At 70.1% G+C, this 17,014-nt stretch carries 13 protein-coding genes; 5 read left to right on the top strand and 8 right to left on the bottom strand.

Annotated features, from left to right (window positions below):
- Window positions 1-47: 47 nt before the first annotated feature.
- Window positions 48-3,125, bottom strand: a complete 3,078-nt coding sequence (locus tag ACFO8M_RS11675) for a glycoside hydrolase family 3 C-terminal domain-containing protein (protein WP_387974987.1) — start codon at window positions 3,123-3,125, stop codon at window positions 48-50.
- A 174-nt stretch (window positions 3,126-3,299) separates the two neighbouring features.
- Between ACFO8M_RS11675 and ACFO8M_RS11670 the strand changes: the two genes are divergently transcribed.
- Together ACFO8M_RS11670 and ACFO8M_RS11665 are read left to right on the top strand one after the other, a co-directional pair.
- The gene (locus ACFO8M_RS11670; RefSeq protein WP_387974985.1) at window positions 3,300-5,858 is read left to right on the top strand and encodes an Hsp70 family protein; all 2,559 of its coding nucleotides are present in this window, start codon (window positions 3,300-3,302) and stop codon (window positions 5,856-5,858) included.
- A complete protein-coding gene (locus ACFO8M_RS11665; protein WP_387974983.1) occupies window positions 5,855-6,364 on the top strand; it encodes an SRPBCC family protein in 510 nt (169 codons plus the stop codon). Before ACFO8M_RS11670 ends, ACFO8M_RS11665 begins: the two co-directional genes overlap by 4 nt.
- 88 nt (window positions 6,365-6,452) lie before the next feature.
- Here ACFO8M_RS11665 and ACFO8M_RS11660 read toward each other — a convergent pair whose 3' ends face one another.
- The 3 genes from ACFO8M_RS11660 to ACFO8M_RS11650 all read right to left on the bottom strand — a co-directional run bounded on the left by ACFO8M_RS11660 (window position 6,453) and on the right by ACFO8M_RS11650 (window position 9,399).
- Window positions 6,453-7,430 (bottom strand): chaplin family protein, encoded by a 978-nt coding sequence (locus ACFO8M_RS11660; protein WP_387974980.1) that lies wholly within the window; start codon window positions 7,428-7,430, stop codon window positions 6,453-6,455.
- Between the two features lie 357 nt (window positions 7,431-7,787).
- Window positions 7,788-8,198: a hypothetical protein gene (locus ACFO8M_RS11655; RefSeq protein ID WP_387974977.1), complete on the bottom strand. Its 411-nt coding sequence runs from the start codon at window positions 8,196-8,198 to the stop codon at window positions 7,788-7,790.
- Window positions 8,199-8,649: 451 nt separating this feature from the next.
- A complete protein-coding gene (locus tag ACFO8M_RS11650) occupies window positions 8,650-9,399 on the bottom strand; it encodes a DedA family protein (RefSeq protein WP_387974975.1) in 750 nt (249 codons plus the stop codon).
- A gap of 214 nt (window positions 9,400-9,613) precedes the next feature.
- On the opposite strand from ACFO8M_RS11650, the gene ACFO8M_RS11645 reads away from it, so the two are divergent.
- Window positions 9,614-10,783: a hypothetical protein gene (locus ACFO8M_RS11645; protein WP_387974972.1), complete on the top strand. Its 1,170-nt coding sequence runs from the start codon at window positions 9,614-9,616 to the stop codon at window positions 10,781-10,783.
- Between the two features lie 14 nt (window positions 10,784-10,797).
- On the opposite strand, the gene ACFO8M_RS11640 is transcribed toward ACFO8M_RS11645, so the two are convergent.
- The 4 genes from ACFO8M_RS11640 to ACFO8M_RS11625 all read right to left on the bottom strand — a co-directional run bounded on the left by ACFO8M_RS11640 (window position 10,798) and on the right by ACFO8M_RS11625 (window position 14,693).
- On the bottom strand, window positions 10,798-11,640 hold the full coding sequence (locus ACFO8M_RS11640; protein ID WP_387974969.1) for a hypothetical protein: 843 nt from the start codon (window positions 11,638-11,640) through the stop codon (window positions 10,798-10,800).
- Window positions 11,641-11,846: 206 nt separating this feature from the next.
- Entirely contained in the window at window positions 11,847-12,206 is a 360-nt protein-coding gene (locus tag ACFO8M_RS11635) for an ArsR/SmtB family transcription factor (protein WP_208497819.1), read from the bottom strand.
- 536 nt (window positions 12,207-12,742) lie between these two features.
- The gene (locus ACFO8M_RS11630) at window positions 12,743-13,762 is read right to left on the bottom strand and encodes a LacI family DNA-binding transcriptional regulator (protein ID WP_387974965.1); all 1,020 of its coding nucleotides are present in this window, start codon (window positions 13,760-13,762) and stop codon (window positions 12,743-12,745) included.
- A 34-nt stretch (window positions 13,763-13,796) separates the two neighbouring features.
- Window positions 13,797-14,693, bottom strand: coding sequence for an HAD family hydrolase (locus ACFO8M_RS11625; protein ID WP_387974963.1), 897 nt, complete (start codon window positions 14,691-14,693; stop codon window positions 13,797-13,799).
- 332 nt (window positions 14,694-15,025) lie between these two features.
- Here ACFO8M_RS11625 and radA point away from each other — a divergent pair, with 332 nt between their 5' ends.
- Window positions 15,026-16,435 carry a DNA repair protein RadA gene (radA, locus tag ACFO8M_RS11620; protein ID WP_387974960.1) on the top strand — a complete coding sequence of 470 codons (1,410 nt, stop codon included), beginning with the start codon at window positions 15,026-15,028 and terminating at the stop codon, window positions 16,433-16,435.
- A gap of 55 nt (window positions 16,436-16,490) precedes the next feature.
- Window positions 16,491-17,006 (top strand): GNAT family N-acetyltransferase, encoded by a 516-nt coding sequence (locus ACFO8M_RS11615; RefSeq protein ID WP_387974957.1) that lies wholly within the window; start codon window positions 16,491-16,493, stop codon window positions 17,004-17,006.
- Window positions 17,007-17,014 lie beyond the last annotated feature (8 nt).

The raw sequence follows: 17,014 nt of genomic DNA, 5'->3' as shown, positions 1-17,014 counted from the left end.
AAACGGGGTGCCAGGTCTGAAGGCCCGGCACCCCGTTTCGCGTCCGCCTAGCGGGCCAGGCGGATCGTGTCGATGTAGATGCCTCCGGTGCGGAAGACCAGGTAGAGGTCCTGTGTGCCTTCGGCGTTCGTGACTGGGGCGGAGACTTCGGTGAAGGACTGGAGGTCGCCGGTCTTCGGGACCTCGACTTCAGCGAGGAGCGGGCCGTCAGGGGCGGCGGCGCGGACCTCGATCACCGGGTCGGCGAGGTCGGCCCAGTCGGCTCCCGTGGTCGCGGTGCGGAGCTCAATGCCCTTGGCGCCGTCCAGGACCGCCTTCGTGAAGCCCACGTGGCTGCCCGCCCGGCGCGAGCCGGTCGAGTGGTAGCCGCCCTCGCGCTTGAGGGTGTGGAGCTTGGAGACCTCCCAGTAGGTGAGGCCCTCGGCGATCGTGGCCTTCTCCCAGACGTTGGCGGTCTGCGAGAGGTCGAGCGGGGCGATGGTCTCGCCCTCGATCCTGACCTGGGCCTCGGGGCCTTCACTGTCGACGCCGATGCCGAAGAGGTAGTCGCCGGTCTCCACGATCCGCTTGCCGCGCACCACGTCCCAGACGAAGAGGTGCTGCGGGTCGACCTCGATCTCGACGCGGCGGGTCTCGCCGGGCTCGATGTCCCTGGCGCGAGCGAAGCCCGCGAGCTGCGTCCCGGGGATCCGGTCGCCGTAGGCCGACGCCGCGATGCTCGCGAAGAGCAGCACGACTTCGTCGGAGGTGCGGTCGCCGGCGTTCGTGACGTCGATCGCGGCGGTGAACCGCTCCGAGGCGTCCACAGTCGACGGAACCTGGAGGTCGCCGTATTCGAAGTCGGTGTAGCTCAGGCCGTGTCCGAAACTGTAGACCGGCTCGGCCTTCGAGTAGCGGTAGGTGAGCCCGGCAGTGATGACGTCGTATTCGAGCATGTCGACCTCGCCGACGCGGAACGCGTCGTGCCTCGGGCCCGGCTTCGGGAGCGAGGACGTGTCGGCGAGCCAGGTCGAGGTGAGACGCCCGGCGGGCGAGAAGTCGCCGAGGAGGGCCTCGGTGATCGCGGCACCGGCGGCCTGCCCGGCGTGGGAGGTGTAGAGGATCGCGGCCACGTTGGGATCGGCGGCGATGTCGCCGATCGCCAAGGGGTAGGCGGAGACCACGACGACGATCGTGCGGCCGGGCTTGGCGGCGGCGACCTCGCGAACGAGGTCCGCTTGGCGCGGAGCGAGGTCGAGGCCGGGCCGGTCGAAGCATTCGCGGGCGTTGACCATCGGGTGGTTGCCGACGAATACGACGGCCCAGTCCGCTTCAGCCGCAAGGGTGGCGGCGGCTTCGGGGCCGTTCTCGACAACCGTCTCGGTGAGGATCGGGTCGGCGTTGCCCTTGGTGAGCGGCAGTGAGCCGTCCTCGGCGAGGCGCACGTGATAGGGGCCGTCGGCGTCGGAGGCGACGTGGTTGACGCCGAAGAGCTCGACCTTGTCACCCGCGCGGCGGTAGTGGAGGTTCTGGTGGGTGAACCAGGCGTCGCCGTCCTCCATCTCGGTCTCGAGGGCGAGGAGCCGCGGCCCGCCGCCGCCGGTGGCGCCGGCCTGGTTCTCGAAGGTGGCCGGGCCGTCGTTCTGCTGCAACAGGTTCGCCTGCAGGAACTTGCCGGTGGCGTTGTGACGGAACATGTGCTGCTCGTGCGCCCAGTCCCAGACCTCGAAGGTCTCGGTGTCGCCGAGGGTCTCGGCGCCGGCGACGACCGCGCCGTTCTCGGCGACGTTCAGGTAGCGGCCGCCGACTTGCCAGGCGACGGTGTCGTTGCCGCTGTGGAAGTCCACCTGCGCGAAGCGCTCGCGCAGGGCCTGGAGCGGGGTGGGGCGGCGCTCCGCGGGGACGGTGGGGCTGTAGAAGTCGCGGAGGTTGAGGTCGGCGAGCGGGCCGAGGACGGCGATGCGGGCGGCCTCGGGAAGCGGCAGCGCCGCATCGGTGTTCTTGAGCAGCACGAGCTGTTCGCGGGCGGCCCGGTGCGCGAGCGCGATCGACTCGGGCCGGTCCTGCGGGTGCGGGTCGGCCGGGATCAGGTTGTACTCGCAGGCGTCGCCGTCGAGTTTGCCGGTGCGGACGAGGAAGTGGAGCCAGTCGCGCACCGATCGCTCCACATGGGACATGGTGACGCCGAGCAGTCCGCGCCGTACCGCTTCGCCCGCGTTGGGAACGAACGGCAGTTCGGAGCCGTCGTGGAAGTGGCTGACTCCGGCGTGGAGCATGAGGGCCGAGGCGTAGACTCCGATCTCCTCGGCGTCGATCGTGCGTCCCTCCTCCGCCGCAAGGGCTTCGGGATAGGGCACGTCGCCGCGCGCGGGGACCTCCCAGGTGTCCCACGGCTGCCCCTTGGTGGTGTGCAGGTTGACGCCGTCCCAGCCGTCGGGCAGGAAGAAGAACACGCCGTCGTCGGTCCATTCGGCGCGCAGCGTCTCGAGGATCGGCGAGATGATCGAGGGCACGCCGTTGACGTTGTTGTACGCGGTCATCGCGCCCATCACCGCGCCCGCCTCGACCGGCATCCGGTAGGGCACGGCCTGGTACTCGTGGAGGGCGCGCACGCTCATGGAGGCGGAGCCCTGCGACCGGTGCCATTCGTGGCTGTAGCCGAGGAAGTGCTTCATCTGCGGGAAGGTCCGCACGTACTCGGGGTGGCGCCCGCGCAGGCCCCAGGCGTAGGCGGTGGTCATCGCGGCGACGTGCAGCGGGTCCTCGCCGAAGCCCTCCTCGAAGCGCCCGGCGAGCGGGTTGGAGCGGATGTCGGCGACCGGGCCGAACGAGGCGTAGACGTCGGTGTCGCGGGCGCGCACCTCGTGGGAGACCGCCGTCCCGATGGCCTCCATGAGCTCGGTGTCCCAGGTGGCGCCGAGGCCGATGGCCTGCGGGAAGAACGTGGCGTCGGGGAGCTTCCCGGAGCTGTGCAGGACCTCGTTGAACCGGTTGTCCAGGCTGGGGAGGGTGTAGCCGTCGGCGAGGACGGTCTCGGGCACACCGTTGAGGCACGCGAGCTTCTGGTCGTCGGTCATGAGGGCGAGGATCGCCTCCACGCGTTCGGCGACGGGCCGGTTCGGGTCGAGGTACACAGGAGCGCTCATGCTCGTCCTATCGGTCGGTATCGGATACCACGACATTACGACGGGCGACCAGACAAATTCAAGTGGGTATCCGATGGAAGCATCGACCTGCGGTTTCACGTATGCCCCAGCATGCAACCTGCGCCGACTGCGCGCGACACCGGGGAGGAACGCGAGTTCGTTACGATTCCTGTCATGAGCCCCGGCCCCCAAGGAACCTCGCTCGGCGTCGATTTCGGCACCTCGCACACCATCGCGGTGGTCCGCCGCGCCGACGGGAGCCTGCGGCCACTGCTGTTCGACGGCGCACCGCTGATGCCCTCGGCGGTGTGCGCCGACCCCGAAGGCGGGCTCCTCGTCGGCCGCGACGCGGTCCACGCCGGCCGCCGCCACCCCGAACGCTTCGAGCCCAACCCGAAGCGCCTCATCGACCGCCCCTCGACCCTGCTTGGCGCCCGCGAGTACCCGATTCCCGATCTCATCGCGGCGGTCCTGGACGCCGTCGCCGAGGAATGCCGCCGCGTCGTCGGCCAGCCTTCAGAGGTCACGCTCACCGTGCCCGCCGAATGGGGCCCGGCCCGGCGCCAGGTCATCGAGGACGCCGCGGCCCGCTCCGGCCTCGGCCGGGTCCGGCTCGTGCCCGAGCCGGTCGCCGCCGCGACCTACTACGCCGAGGCACTGAAGCACCGCATGACCGTCGGATCGTCCATCGTGGTCTACGACCTCGGCGCGGGCACCTTCGACGCGAGCGTAGTGCGCCGCACCGCGCAAGGCTTCGAGACGGTCGCGCTCGACGGCCGCAACGACCTGGGCGGCTTGGACATCGACGCGGCCCTCATCGAGCACCTCGGCACGACCTACGGCGACCGCGAAGGCTGGAAGCGCCTCGTCAATCCGTCCACCGTGGAGGAACGCCGGTACTTCCGCGAGTTCCAAGAGGAAGTGCGCGGAGCCAAAGAGCGCCTCTCGCGCCACCAGCAGTCGGACATCGCGATCCCGCTGCTCGACGTCGAGGCGCACCTGACGCGCACCGAGCTGGAGCAGATCGCCCACCCGCACCTGGAGCAGACGATCCGGGTCACGCAGGCGGTCATCCGCGCCGCCGGGCTCGACGTCGCGGCCGGCGCGGGCGTGTTCCTCGTCGGCGGCGCGAGCCGGATGCCGCTGGTGGGCACCATGCTCCACCGCTCGCTCGGCCTGGCGCCCACGGTGCTCGACCAGCCCGAGGTCGTGGTCGCCGAGGGCAGCGTGCTGTGGACGCAGGCGGGTCAGCGCACGACGACGTTCCCGATCCAGCGCCAGCCGCAGCTGGGCGGTTTCGCCGCACCCGTCACTCCGGCGGTCGCGAACCTCGCCCCGCCCTCGCAGCAGACCGCTCCCCCGCCGCAGGCACCGCCGCAGACCGCTCCGGTGCCGACCTACCAGCCCGCGCAGCAGTACGCATCGTCCCCTCAGGACGCTCGCGTGGATTCGACCGCGCCACAGACGACCGCATCGCAGCTCGAGCCGAGCCCGGCCCGCCACAACCTCCCGCCGCAGACCCGCGGTCCGATCCACACGCCGCCCGTGTCGGTGGAGGGCGACGAGCCGGAGCCGCCGCGTACCGAAGCGGAACGCCAGCGCGGCAAGAAGATCGGCAAGCGGGCGGTCATCGCGTTCATCCTCGTCGACATCCTCATCATCGCGGGCCTGGTCTGGTACTTCAATCCGGACCGCGGCGTGGACGACGAACCGTACGACGACGGCGGCGGCGGCACCGCCACGTGGTTCGAGCCCAACTGGTCCGAGGCCGAGGCGGGCACGCTGCTCTCCACCCTTGAAGGCGCACACGGCGGCGCGATCAACTCCGTGGCCTTCATCGACACCACCGACGGCCCGATGCTGTTCTCCAGCGGCGCTGACGGCTCGATCGACCAGTGGTCCATGGACTCCGGCGAGCTGGTCAACGAGTACCGGCCCGAATCCGGCATCAAGGCCTTGTGGGCGTCCGGGTCCTCCACGGGCGAGCAGATCATGGTCGCGATCGGCCAGGACTTCGAGCCGTACGTGTGGACGCCGGAGACGCAGGCGTTCGACGCCGCGGGAACGCCGGCGATGGTCGCGGAAGGCGCGGACATCCAGTACCTGCGCACCGGCGTCTTCGAGGACAGCGCCGCACTGGCCCTGCTCAACGGCGATCAGTTCGAGCTGTACGACCTGGAGAACCAGACCACGAGCTACGAGTTCCCGATCCCACAGGGATACAGCTATCCAAGGTTCTACACCTACCCGGACTGGAGCTACACCGACATTGTCGCGATCGACCCGGACCAACAGCTCGACACCGTCGACGCCTACAGCGGCGAACCCCGTGGCCTGCAGCTCACCGCGGACGACTGGGAAGGCAGGACCGCCGAGGCGTTCGGCGTCGTCTACCAACGGAGCACGCCGTATGCGATGGCCTACGGCGACGACGGGATGCTGCACTTCTGGGACATCGAACTGCAGGAACCGGTGTACGAGCCGATCGCCTACGACGACATCGACGCGGAGTATCACTTCGAGTTGGTCGACACCGTGAACGGGACCTCGCTGCTGTCGATCGACTCGCAGGGGACCGCAGCAGCGGTGAGCGTCGAATCCGGGGATACGGTGTACTTCGAAGCCGACGGCGGGTATCCGACCGAGTTGGTGCAGGTCACGATCGAGGAGCGTCAGTTCGCGGTCACCGGCGACGACCAAGGCGACCTTCGATTCTGGAGTCTGGGGAATTGATCTTCTTCATCATCGCGGCCGCGATCATCGCCGCCGCCACCGCTTACGGCCTGTGGGCGATCGGTCAGGAGCACCGGATCGAGACGACGGTGCACGTCGACGCGCGCGCCAACGAGGTGTGGGCGGTCCTCACCGACTTCCCGGCCTACGGCGAGTGGAACCCGTTCATCACCGAGATCTCCGGGCTCCTCGCCGAGGACGAGCGTCTTGAAGCGTCCTTCCTGCAGCCGAACGGCAAGACGAACCGATTCCGGCCGCGCGTGCTGCGCGTCTCCCCGGCTCGGCAGATCCGCTGGCTGGGGAAGCTCGGCCCCGGCGGGCTGTTCGACGGCGAGCACTACTTCGTGCTGGAGCCGCAGCCCGACGGTTCCACGGTGCTCACTCACGGGGAGCGCTTCACCGGGGTCCTGGTGCCGGCCATGAAGTCGCTCCTGGCCGACACCGAGCAGGGCTTCGCCTCGATGAACAGCGCGCTCGAAGCGCGGCTGAAGTCCGTGGAGAACTGAACGACGGCCCGCGCTGCGGACCGTCGTTCAAGCATCGACTTGCTGTGAAGTTTCCCGCGCCGTGCAGGTGCGGGCCGCTCTGCGGGTCTTAGAGAACGCCCGCGCCGGCCAGTTCGGTGACGCCCGCGACCGAGTCCGCAACACCTTCGGAGGTGGTGTTGCCGACTTGGCCGCCGACGACCGGCAGGCCGCCGGTCATGCCGCTCGCGGTGTCGAGACCGGGGACGGCCGGAAGCGCCTCTTCGTTGAGGTCCTCGTTCGCGGACTCAGAGGCGGCGAGCTCCTTGTGGCTGTCGTGGTGGTCGTGACCGCCGGGGATCTCCGCGTCCGAGCCGCCCTCGCACGAGGCGCTGGCGTGGCCGAAGATCGCGATGGCGTTGCCGCACACGTTGACCGGGGCCTGGATCGGGGCGAACAGCTGGTTGCCGTTGCCGAGGCCGACGTTGTCCTGGCTGGTCAGGTCGCCGGCGCCGGAGTAGTCGGCGTCGGCGCCGCCCTCGCACTCGGCGTCGGAGACGCCGCCGACGGCGACGGCGTTGCCGCAGGAGTTGATCGGCGCCTGGATCGGCGCGAGCAGCTGGTTGCCCGACAGCGCGCCGACGTTGCGCTGGGTGGTGGTGTCGGATTCGGCGTGGCGGCCGGACTCATTGGTGCCCGACTCGATGTCGGCGTCGGAGCCGCCGTCGGACCGGCCGTCCGCGACGCCGCCGACGGCGCCGGCGATGCCGCTGATCTCAGTGGGAACCTGCACGGGGGCGAACGCCTGGTTGCCGTTGCCGAGGCCGGTGTTGTTCCGGGTGGTCAGGTCGCCCGCACCGTCGAAGTCGGCGGTGGCGCCGCCTTCACAGCCGGCGGAGGCGGTCCCGAGGACGGCCGCGGCGACGCCGCAGATGTTGACGGGAGCCTGGATCGGCGCAACGACCTGGTTGCCCGACACGGCGCCGACCTGGTCCTGCGTGGTGACGTCAGGGCCGTAGGCCTGGGCGGAGCCGGCACCGGCGACGAGGGCGACCCCCGTAGCGACGAGGCTGGCCTGCGCGGTCTTGCGTGCCCATGAGTTATTCACGAAGTCTCACCTTTCAGGGAAATGGTTCTTGCTGTTCCATCACGTATCCCCCGTGAAGCTCCGTGGTTTCGAAAGCTTGTTCGCGTCCCGCGGGCTGGGTCCCGCTGAGGACGAGGTGCTAGAGAAACCGGGAGAGTTTTCCTTGCTCGGTCGTTGGGGCCGCCCGGGCCGGCGCTGACGTCGGCTGGTTCAGGCGCTTTCCGGGCGCGCTGCACCGACCGCTCGCCGAGCCGCGGCTGTGCACCGCCGCTTCGGCTCGTCGAGCCGTTCGCGTTTCGGACCCGGGCGGGCCCATCGACCGTGGTCCGCAGTGTGCCTGGCGGAAGCGCGCACTGCGACGTGTTCGGTGTGGCCGCCCTAGAAGGGCAGCCCGACCGGCAGGCCGCCACCGAGCTGCGAGAGCAGGTCGGTGGCCGGGTTGCCCGCGGGCTCCACCTGATCGGTCTGGTCCTTGACGTTGTCAGCGGCCTTGTCTACGACGTTGTCGCCCTTGGCCTCCGCGTCGGGGCCGGCAGGCATCAGGGCGTTCACGCCGGGGATCGAGTCCACCGCGCTCAGGCCAGGGGCCTTGTCGGTGCCCCCGCCCGCGAGGCCGGTGACCGCGTCGGGAGAGACCGGGAGCCCCCCGAGGGCCTCCGGAGTCGTCATGACGAGGTCGCCGGTCGATTCCGGAGCCTCGGTGTCGGCAGCCTGAGCCGCGGTACCGGTGAGCAGCAGAGCCCCCGTGGCGAGGCCTCCGACGAGGCCCGCCGTACGCACAGTGCGCATTTTCATCTGCTTCGTTGCCTTTCTCCGTACCGCAAGGGTGATGGCCGTCGGCTGGGGAAGCAGCGCGAATCGACCGCCTTGCGGTGCAAGATCGCTGAATTGTCAGTGGTTGACCAGCGGCTCGAGGCAGTGCGCTCGCCGCGGAGGCGTTCGCTTCTGCCGACTGCGGACCTCAGCCGCGACCTTGCCGGCTGGATCGCCGGCGGGTCGAGGACCGCGCTCGCTGTCCGATGGGCCGGTGACACTGCGGCCCTGCCGCGACGGGTTGGTGACGCGGCCACCCTGACTAACTGGAGAGACCTCGGGCCGGTTACGCCCAGACGCGAAGAAATTCGAAAACATTGCGTTGTTGCGCACGCAAAAGATGCGGATGACTCATATGCCCGACTGGCACAGGAAACGGCCCTCCACCCGAAGGTGAAGGGCCGCAACCCGAAAGAGTGAACGAGCGCTACTGCACGCGCCGCAGGATCATCGTGTCGGAATGCCCGGCGTTCCCGTTGTCGCCGTCGCCGCCGCGCTTCTTGCGGATGATCTTGATCGTGCGCGCCACCACGAACCACAGGAACAGCAGCCCGAGGATGCCGAGCACGAACTTGCTCAGGATGCCCGAGTACTGCTCGATCACCGGCTTGATCGCCGGGCCGAACGCGAAGCCCAGGCCGATCCAGATCGCGTTCCAGATCACCGAACCGACGAGGGTGTAGCCCGTGAACTTCCAGAACGGCATCTTCTCGATGCCCGCCGGGACCGAGATCGCGCTGCGCACCAACGGAAGGCAGCGGCCTGCGAGGACCGCGATGCCGCCCCATCTGGCGAAGACCTTCTCTGAGCGCTCGAAGTCCTTGACCTCGAAGAGCGGCAGCTTCTCGAACAGCCAGCGCGTGCGCTCGCGCCCGAACGCGTATCCGACGTAGTAGAGGATGTAGGCCCCGGCCATCGAACCGATCGCGGCGAACAGCATCACCAACCAGAAGTTCATCTTGTTGTCGAAGGCGAGGTACCCGGCCACCGGCAGGATCAGCTCGGAGGGGATCGGCGGGAACACGGACTCGATCGCGAGGGCCATCCCCACCCCGAGCTCCCCGAACTGCTCCATGAGGCCGAGGACCCACTGGATGAAGTCGCCCTGGCCCTCCGCCTCGGGGATCTCAGTCGACGCGGTGGCCAGTGCCAGGCCTTGGCTGAGGAAGTTGGTCACGCCGCCAGCGTATCCGGCTCACTTTCGCCCCCGCCTCGGTCGTCTGACCGAGATCGGCCCCCGCTCGCCCGCCGATCCGCGGACTGCCCGCGGCCAGGTGTCGCGAGGCGTGCGAAGCCGGGCCATACTTAGTGATAATTCCGCGCTTCTTTCGGTTCGCACACCCAGTGCCGGCCGTTCGGCGCATCGCGAATCGCAGTTGAGGGGGGCTTCGATGAGTCGCACGGTCGGACCGTACACCGATGTCACGACCGCGCGCGTCGAAGGCGCCTACGAGCTCTGCGAGGGCCTCGACGAGAACGCCCGGCCCGTCCAGATCCTCACCCTCGGCTCGACCTCCTCGAAGGACCCGGCCCGCCGCGGCCTCCTCTCCGACACCGTGGCCTGGGCCTACGCGACCGCCGGACCCGAGGACGCCCCGATCCTGGTGGCCGACCTCGAAGCCGAGCAGCCGTACGTGGTCGTCCTGCGCGACACCCGCCTGCGCGGCGCCGACCGCATCATGGACCGGCTCCTGGCCCTCGGCCCGGCCACCGGCCCGCTGCCCGTGGGGCCCGCCGCCGCAGCCCAGCGCGCCGCCCACCAACTGGCCGCCGCTCAGCGCTCCGCGGCCCCCGCCTCACCGGCGGGCGTGTCCGGTCCGCCGTCCCCGCCGCCCATGTCCCCGCCCGTGGTCATGATCGCGCCGCCGAAGCGGCCATCGCAGCTCAAACCGATCCTCATCGGGATCGGCTCCGTCGTGGTCATCCTCGCGCTCGTCGTCGGCGCCTGGGTCCTCCTGTCGAGCCCCGGCGGCGACGAATCGGGCGACTCCACCGCCGAACCGCCCGACAACGCCGCGGTCGACGACGTCTCGCAGCCCCCCGCCGACGAGGCCACCGAAGCCGAGAACCCGGTCCCCCAATGGGATCAGGAGGCCTCCACCGAACGCGTCGGCGGCAGCCTGTTCCCCGAGGACGCCGCCACGCACACCATCGCGTACCGCAACTGGCCCTACGCCTTCAAAGTCCCCGCCGACTACGAATGCGCCGAGGACGGCCAGACCGCAGTCTGCACCGCCGACGACGGCGACTCGCAGATCACCGTCGGCTGGGACTCCTGCGACGGCGAATGCCCGCGCTCCGCACGCAACTCGATGCGCGAGGCCCTCCCGTACCAGCCGCTGCAGGAAATGGACGGCGGCATCGCCGTCGCCGAGCGCACCCAGGTGTACGGGCGCTGGCGCGGATCGCTGAGCGTCTTCGTGACCGGCGCGGACGGCGCCTTCCATGCCTGGGCGACCGCCGACATCGACTCCGACCGCACCGACGAGGGCTGGCAGGTCTTCAACGACGTGCTCAACCAGGCGCTCGCGAAAGCCGCTGACGCGAAGACCCCCGACTAGCGGCCGATAGTGCCTTAGGCGTCTTCGCGGTCGTCCCAGCTCTGGAGCGTCGCGGCGACGACCTCTGCGGTCGCCGGCGCCGGCTGCGGCATCGCCGGGTCGAGCGCATGCTCGGCCAGCAGTTCCCCGTAGGCGTCGCCCTTGTAGGAGCGCAGCAGGTTCTGCGCGGCTTCGCGCTCGTTCTCGCCGAGGTCGGTGCGTGCCAGCATCGGGTACTCGAGCTGCCCGATCTGGGCTGTTCCGGTGGGCGCCTGGAGTTCGGTGTTCCCGGTGGCCAGCACTTCGGGGGCGGACATGACGGCGGTGCCGTCCCCGCCTTCGACGGTGTGCTCGTCGACGCCGAACAAGAGGATCCACATGAGACTCGCGGCGTGCCGGCGCGGATCCTGGAGTGCGACGTCGGCCTCGTCGGGGAGCACTTCGTCGGTGCTCTCGCCCGCGGGCAGGGCCAGGCCGACCGCGGAGCTGGCGGTCGAGTCCTGGAGGACCTCCCACTGCTCGGCGAGGCCGGCGTCGGGGAGGGTGAGCCAGAGCGCGGTCTCGGGGACCCACACGTCGGCGTCGGATTCGCCGATCGCGTTCCCGGAGACGGCTTCGACGGTGATGTCGGCGCACACGTCGGAACCGCGGGAGGGCGCCCCGCCGCCGGCGGCGACGAAGTCCTCGAGCGCGGCGGCCATTTCGGGGGCGGCGGCGACGTGCAGCTCCACTTCCGTCCCGCAGGACTGGACGTGGGCGATGGCCGCGTTGAGGGTGTAGGCGGTGACCGGGGCGAAGACGGCGAGGAGCGCGAGGCCGCCGAGGAGGCGGCGGCCCTCTTTCGAGAGGCGCCCTCGTCTGCGATGCACACCGGTCATGTGACGAGTGTATGACCTGACGCAAGCCCAGTCGAGATCGCGTTTTTCAGTTATCGATTGAGGACTGCGCGCAACGGCAGGTCAGTGCCGCACGCCCGCAGTGCTTCTCGGCTCAAGCGGTCAGTGAGCGGGACGCTCGCGGCCGACCCGGGCCCGCCTGCTGGTCGGCTGCCGGGGGCGGGTCGGCCGTTCACGTCCACGTTCGCTCAACGACGCCGCGGGCGGCGCTTCGGCGGCGTCAGCAGGTCGGCGACGATCCGCATCGTCTCGGGGACGAGGCGGAAGTACGCCCACACACCGCGCTTGTCGCGCTCGACGACCCCGGCCTCGGCCAGGATCCGCAGGTGGTGGCTGACGGTCGGCTGAGAGAGCCCGAGGGGCTCGGTCAGCTCGGCCACGCAGGCCTCCTGCTCAGGCGCGGCCTGGATGAGGCTGATGAGCTGGAGCCGGTTCGGATCGGCGAGTGCTTTGAGGACTCCCGCGATGCGCTCGGCGTCGGATTTGGAAAGCGTTTCGCCGCTGACCGGGGAGACAGGCGTCTCGGCCTCGACGGTGACTCGCACCATGATCGTGTTCCTTCCGGATTGGTTCCAGTCGGCTCTGGATTCGGCCGCACTGCCATTAATCCAGTTCCAACCCTGAATATGCCCTCGCGGTGTGGCCGGACGGTAACGACGACGCTTCCGGCTCGCAAAGGGTTTCGGTTCCTACGGATCTCGCTCGGGCCGCACCAAGTCCCTGACCGGATCCACCGCCGAGATTACGCCTGCCTTGCCAGCGGGTCCACCGTTGACACAAGATCAGTTTGCAGGCCACAGGGGCGGTTATTCAGTTAAAACCCCACTACCTGGAGTAATATCTAAATCTACCTATATTTAAGCGGTTGCCGTCTCCCGGATGAGAGCGGACTCACCCGCTTCTTTAGATCGACGTCCCAAAATATAGAACAGCCTGATTCCCCGAGCCTAGCGCGAAGCGTCAGGGAATGTGGCGCTCTTCTGTTTCAAGACCGTTACATGGGCTTGAGAAAGCGCACATCTATGGGCAAAGCGAAGGGCGGGGCCGAATGGCCCCGCCCCGCGATCGCGGTCGCTTCGGTTCGTCAGGGACGCGGACGGGCCGTCGAGTCGCGCTCGATGAGCTCGGCGTCGATCGAGAGCTCGTCGGGATAGTCGTCGTCGTCCACCAGCGCCGCCTCCAGTGCCCTGACGCCCATGTCGTGCAGCGGCAGGGCCACCGTCGTGAGCGAGGGGGTGAGGTCGCGCACGATCGGGATGTCGTCGAAGCCGGCCACCGAGACCTGCTCGGGGATGCTCACGCCGCCCTCGCGCAGCGCCGTGCACAGGCCCGTGGCCTGCACGTCGCTGGTCACGAACACGGCGGTGGGGAGCTGCGAACCGTCCAGGAGCGTCCGCCCGGCCTGGTAGCCGCCGTCGCGGCTGAACTCCGCCGTCACATGCACCACCTCGGCATCGTCCGGCAGCGCCGAGACGAACCCCTCGCGCCGCTCTCGCGACACCTGGAGCTGCTCGGGACCGGCGACCACGGCGAAGCGGCGGTGGCCCAGTTCGGAGAGGAACCGCGCCAGCGCGGCCGCGCCTTCGCGGTTGGCCGGTCGCACCACGCGACCGGGCAGGCCCGGCTGGCCCACGCTGACCACGGTGGCGCCCAGTTCCAGGAGGTCCGAGAGGTGCTCCGACAGGCGCTGCTCGGCGGCCTTGTCGGTGGTCCGCGAACCGGCGACGATCACCGCGCGCGGCCGGTAGCCGCGCAGCGAGTCCAGGTGCTGCACTTCCGAGTCGGGGTCGATGCCGGTGTCGGCGATGAGCACGCGCACGTTGCGGCGGGCGGCCTCGGCGAGGACGCCGCCGGCGATCTGCCCGAAATAGGGGTCGGTCACGTCGTGCAGGAGCAGGGCCACGGTCTGGGAGGTCGCGCGGGCGAGGACCTGCGCGCCGACGTTGGGGGCGTATCGCAACCGGCGGGCCGCCTCGCGCACCCGCTCGCTGAGCTGGTCGCTCACCCGGTGCGGGGAGCCGTTGAGCACGCGAGAGGCGGTGGCCACCGAGACGCCGGCGGCTCGGGCGACATCGGCCAGTCGGGCCGGTTGTTTGCGTTCCATCTCGCTGAGGCTACCCATCTGCGGAAAGCGCTGCTCAAGCGGTCCGGAGGCGCCGTTCCCTCCACACTCGCCAGACCACATACGCCACAGCCGCAACGCCGGCGGCGACGGCGACGACCTTGAGCGGACTCGGCCCCGAGAGGGGTTGGCGCAGGGCCACGGGGCGGCGGAACGTCAGCTGCGGCCAGCCTTCTTCCTGGGCGAGGCGGCGCAGGCCGCGGTCGGCGTTGACCGCGCGCGGGTAGCCGACGGTGCGGAGCATCGGCTCGTCGGTGATGGAGTCGGAGTAGGCGAAGGAGGTGTCGAGGTCGACGCCGCGCTCGGACGCGAACTTCTTGATCGCCTCGGCCTTCGCCGGGCCGGCCGCGTAGAAGTCGATCTCGCCGGTGTACCGGCCGTCGTCGCCGATGACCATGCGGGAGGCGATCACATCGGTGGCGCCGAGCATCCGCCCGATGGGGGCGACCATCTCTTCGCCGGAGGCGCTCACGAGGACGACGGCGCGGCCGGCGGAGCGGTGCGCTTCGATGAGGGCGGCGGCCTCGGCGTAGACGGCCGGGGCGATGAGTTCCTCGAGGGTCTCGTTCACGATCGACCTGACCTCTTCGGCGGGCCAGCCGCGCGAGAGCTCGGCGACGTAGTCGCGGGTGCGCGCCATCTGCACTTCGTCGGCCGAGCCGCCGAGGCGGAAGAGCAGGTGCGAGTAGGCGACCTTGAGGACGTCGCGGCGGGCGAGCAGGCCGCCCTGGTAGAGGGGCCGGGAGAAGGCGAGGCTGCTGGCTTTGGCGATCACCGTCTTGTCGAGGTCGAAGAAGGCCGCGCCGGGGCGCGGCGACGCTCCGGACGGCGATGCCGCTGCCGACAGTGCCAGTGCCGCGACCGGTTCGAGCGAGAGTGCCGGTGAGCCGTTCTTCGGCTCCGCTGCGTTCATGCCGCAAGTCTAAACAGCCGGACAACCCCGTTTCGATCACTTGTCCCCGGTTGATGGGTGTCACTGGGGTGGGGCGCGATGCGAACAGAGCGGTGTCGGGGGTGCCGCGAGGCGGCTGGGCGGCGCCGCACCGGGTGCCCCGGGATACCCGCCCATTCCCACCTTCACCACTACCAGTGAAAAGGACACCCTCCCACACGGGTCCGACATCCCCCGCCGGGAAATGCGAACCCGCAGGTGACCGGCCGGTGTCCAGGTTGCACACGCCCGGCGGCGGGGCCGGGACGCGAATCGAACAGGGCGGTGTCGGGGCCGGAACGTAGGCTGGCGCCATGTCGAAGAGCCAGCGAATCGCCTACGCCTGCGGCGCGTGCGGAGTCCGCGTCCCGAAGTGGGTCGGGCAGTGCCCGGACTGCGGGGAGTGGGGGTCGATGGAGGAGACCGCGGCACCGCCGCGTCAGAGCGCGGGCATCGGCGCCGGCCCCGCATTGCCCGGCGCGCGGCGGCCCGCCAAACCCGCGCAGCGCATCGGCACGGTCTCCGCCGCGCAGGCCGCGAGCCTGCCCACCGGCATCGGCGAATTCGACCGCGTCATGGGCGGCGGCCTCGTCCCCGGCGGCGTCACCCTCATCTCCGGTGAGCCCGGGGTCGGCAAGTCGACGCTGCTTCTCGAAGTCGCCCACCGCTTCGGCGAAGCCGGGTACGGCAAGGCGCTGGTCGCCACCGGCGAGGAGTCGGCCTCCCAGGTGCGCCGCCGCGCCGACCGCACCGGCTGCCTCTCCGAAGAGCTCTACCTCGCCGCCGAGACCGACCTCGGCGCCGTCCTCGGCCACGTCGAGGACGTCAAGCCTTCCCTGCTCATCCTCGACTCGGTGCAGACCGTCATCGCCCCCGACACCGACGGCGTCCCCGGCGGCGTCACCCAGGTCAAGGCCGTCGCCAGCGCCATCACCGCAGAGGCCAAGGCGCGCAACATGGCCGTGATCCTCGTCGGCCACGTCACCAAGGACGGCGGCATCGCCGGGCCGCGCGCCCTGGAGCACCTGGTCGACACGGTCGTCCATTTCGAGGGCGACCGCCATTCGATGCTGCGGCTGCTGCGCGGGGTGAAGAACCGCTTCGGTCCGGCCGACGAGGTCGGGTGCTTCGAGATGACCGAGGACGGCATCGTCTCCCTCGCCGACCCTTCGGGGCTGTTCCTCGACGACGCGCCGACCGAGCCGACGCCGGGCACGTGCGTGACGGTGACGATGGAGGGGCGCCGGGCCGTGCCGGTCGAAGTGCAAGCGCTGCTTGGCAAGTCGGTGAAGGACGGCGCGGTCCCGCGACACACGGTGTCGGGTCTCGACCAGGCCCGGCTGAACATGGTGCTGGCGGTGCTCACCCGCCGCGGCGGGATGCGCCTGCTGGACCGGGAGGTGTACGCGACGACGATCGGCGGCATCCGGGTGCGCGAGCCCGCGTCGGACTTGGCGCTGGCGCTGGCGCTGGTGAGTGCGGAACAGGAGATCGCGGTGAGCACTGATCTGGTGGCGATCGGCGAGGTGAGCCTGACCGGGCAGGTGCGGCGGACGGTGAACGCGGACCGGCGCATCGGCGAGGCGGCGCGTCTGGGCTTCAAGACGGCGATCGTCCCGAAGGGATCGGTCGCGGAGCGCCACCGCGGCATCGAGGTCGTGGAGGTCGAGACGATCAACGACGCGAAGCAGGCGGCGGCGAGGACGTGGGCCCGCCGCGGATAGGGGGTGTCCGCAAGAGGGTTGCCGTGTCCGAGCGGTCGGGCCTACGGTGGCGGCTGTGACTGTTTCTTCTGATTCCGCGGCGGCCGTTGCCGATCTGCACACCGATCGCCTGGTCCTGCGCGTGTGGACGGCCGCCGAGGCGGGCACCGTGACCGAGGGCGGTCGCCTGGGCGACTGGGCCGAGGACTTTCCCGAAGAGGGCGACAAGGTGATGGCGCCGCTGATCACCGTCCAGTCGGCCTGGTTGGGGCCCTTCGGGCACCGCCTGATCGTGGAGCGCGAGAGCGGCCTGGTGGTCGGTTCGATCGGTCTGTTCTGGCCGCCGACGGACGGCGCTGTGGAGCTCGGGTACGGCGTGGTGCCGTCGCGGCGCGGCCGCGGCTACGCCTCGGAGGCCACGCTTGCCATGGTCGAACATGCTTACACCGCAACGGAGGTCGAAGCCGTGTTCGCGCATGTGGAGCCGTCGAACCCCGCCTCCGTTCGGGTGCTGGAGAAGTCGGGTTTCGCGCCGTACGGTCCCGGCGAGGAGGAGGGGACCGTCCGCTACGACGCCCCTGCCCCGCACTGAGCTGCAGC

It is taken from the genome of Glycomyces rhizosphaerae, assembly GCF_042647865.1.
Classification (GTDB): domain Bacteria; phylum Actinomycetota; class Actinomycetes; order Mycobacteriales; family Micromonosporaceae; genus Glycomyces; species Glycomyces rhizosphaerae.
This window is presented reverse-complemented; position numbering and strand designations above follow the sequence as displayed.

Coding starts and splice junctions, on each gene's coding strand:
- ACFO8M_RS11675 (WP_387974987.1), bottom strand. CDS start 3,125: ATGAGCGCTCCTGTGTACCTCGACCCGAACCGGCCCGTCGCCGAACGC.
- ACFO8M_RS11670 (WP_387974985.1), top strand. CDS start 3,300: ATGAGCCCCGGCCCCCAAGGAACCTCGCTCGGCGTCGATTTCGGCACC.
- ACFO8M_RS11655 (WP_387974977.1), bottom strand. CDS start 8,198: ATGCGCACTGTGCGTACGGCGGGCCTCGTCGGAGGCCTCGCCACGGGG.
- ACFO8M_RS11645 (WP_387974972.1), top strand. CDS start 9,614: ATGAGTCGCACGGTCGGACCGTACACCGATGTCACGACCGCGCGCGTC.
- ACFO8M_RS11640 (WP_387974969.1), bottom strand. CDS start 11,640: ATGACCGGTGTGCATCGCAGACGAGGGCGCCTCTCGAAAGAGGGCCGC.
- ACFO8M_RS11635 (WP_208497819.1), bottom strand. CDS start 12,206: ATGGTGCGAGTCACCGTCGAGGCCGAGACGCCTGTCTCCCCGGTCAGC.
- ACFO8M_RS11630 (WP_387974965.1), bottom strand. CDS start 13,762: ATGGAACGCAAACAACCGGCCCGACTGGCCGATGTCGCCCGAGCCGCC.
- ACFO8M_RS11625 (WP_387974963.1), bottom strand. CDS start 14,693: ATGAACGCAGCGGAGCCGAAGAACGGCTCACCGGCACTCTCGCTCGAA.
- radA (WP_387974960.1), top strand. CDS start 15,026: ATGTCGAAGAGCCAGCGAATCGCCTACGCCTGCGGCGCGTGCGGAGTC.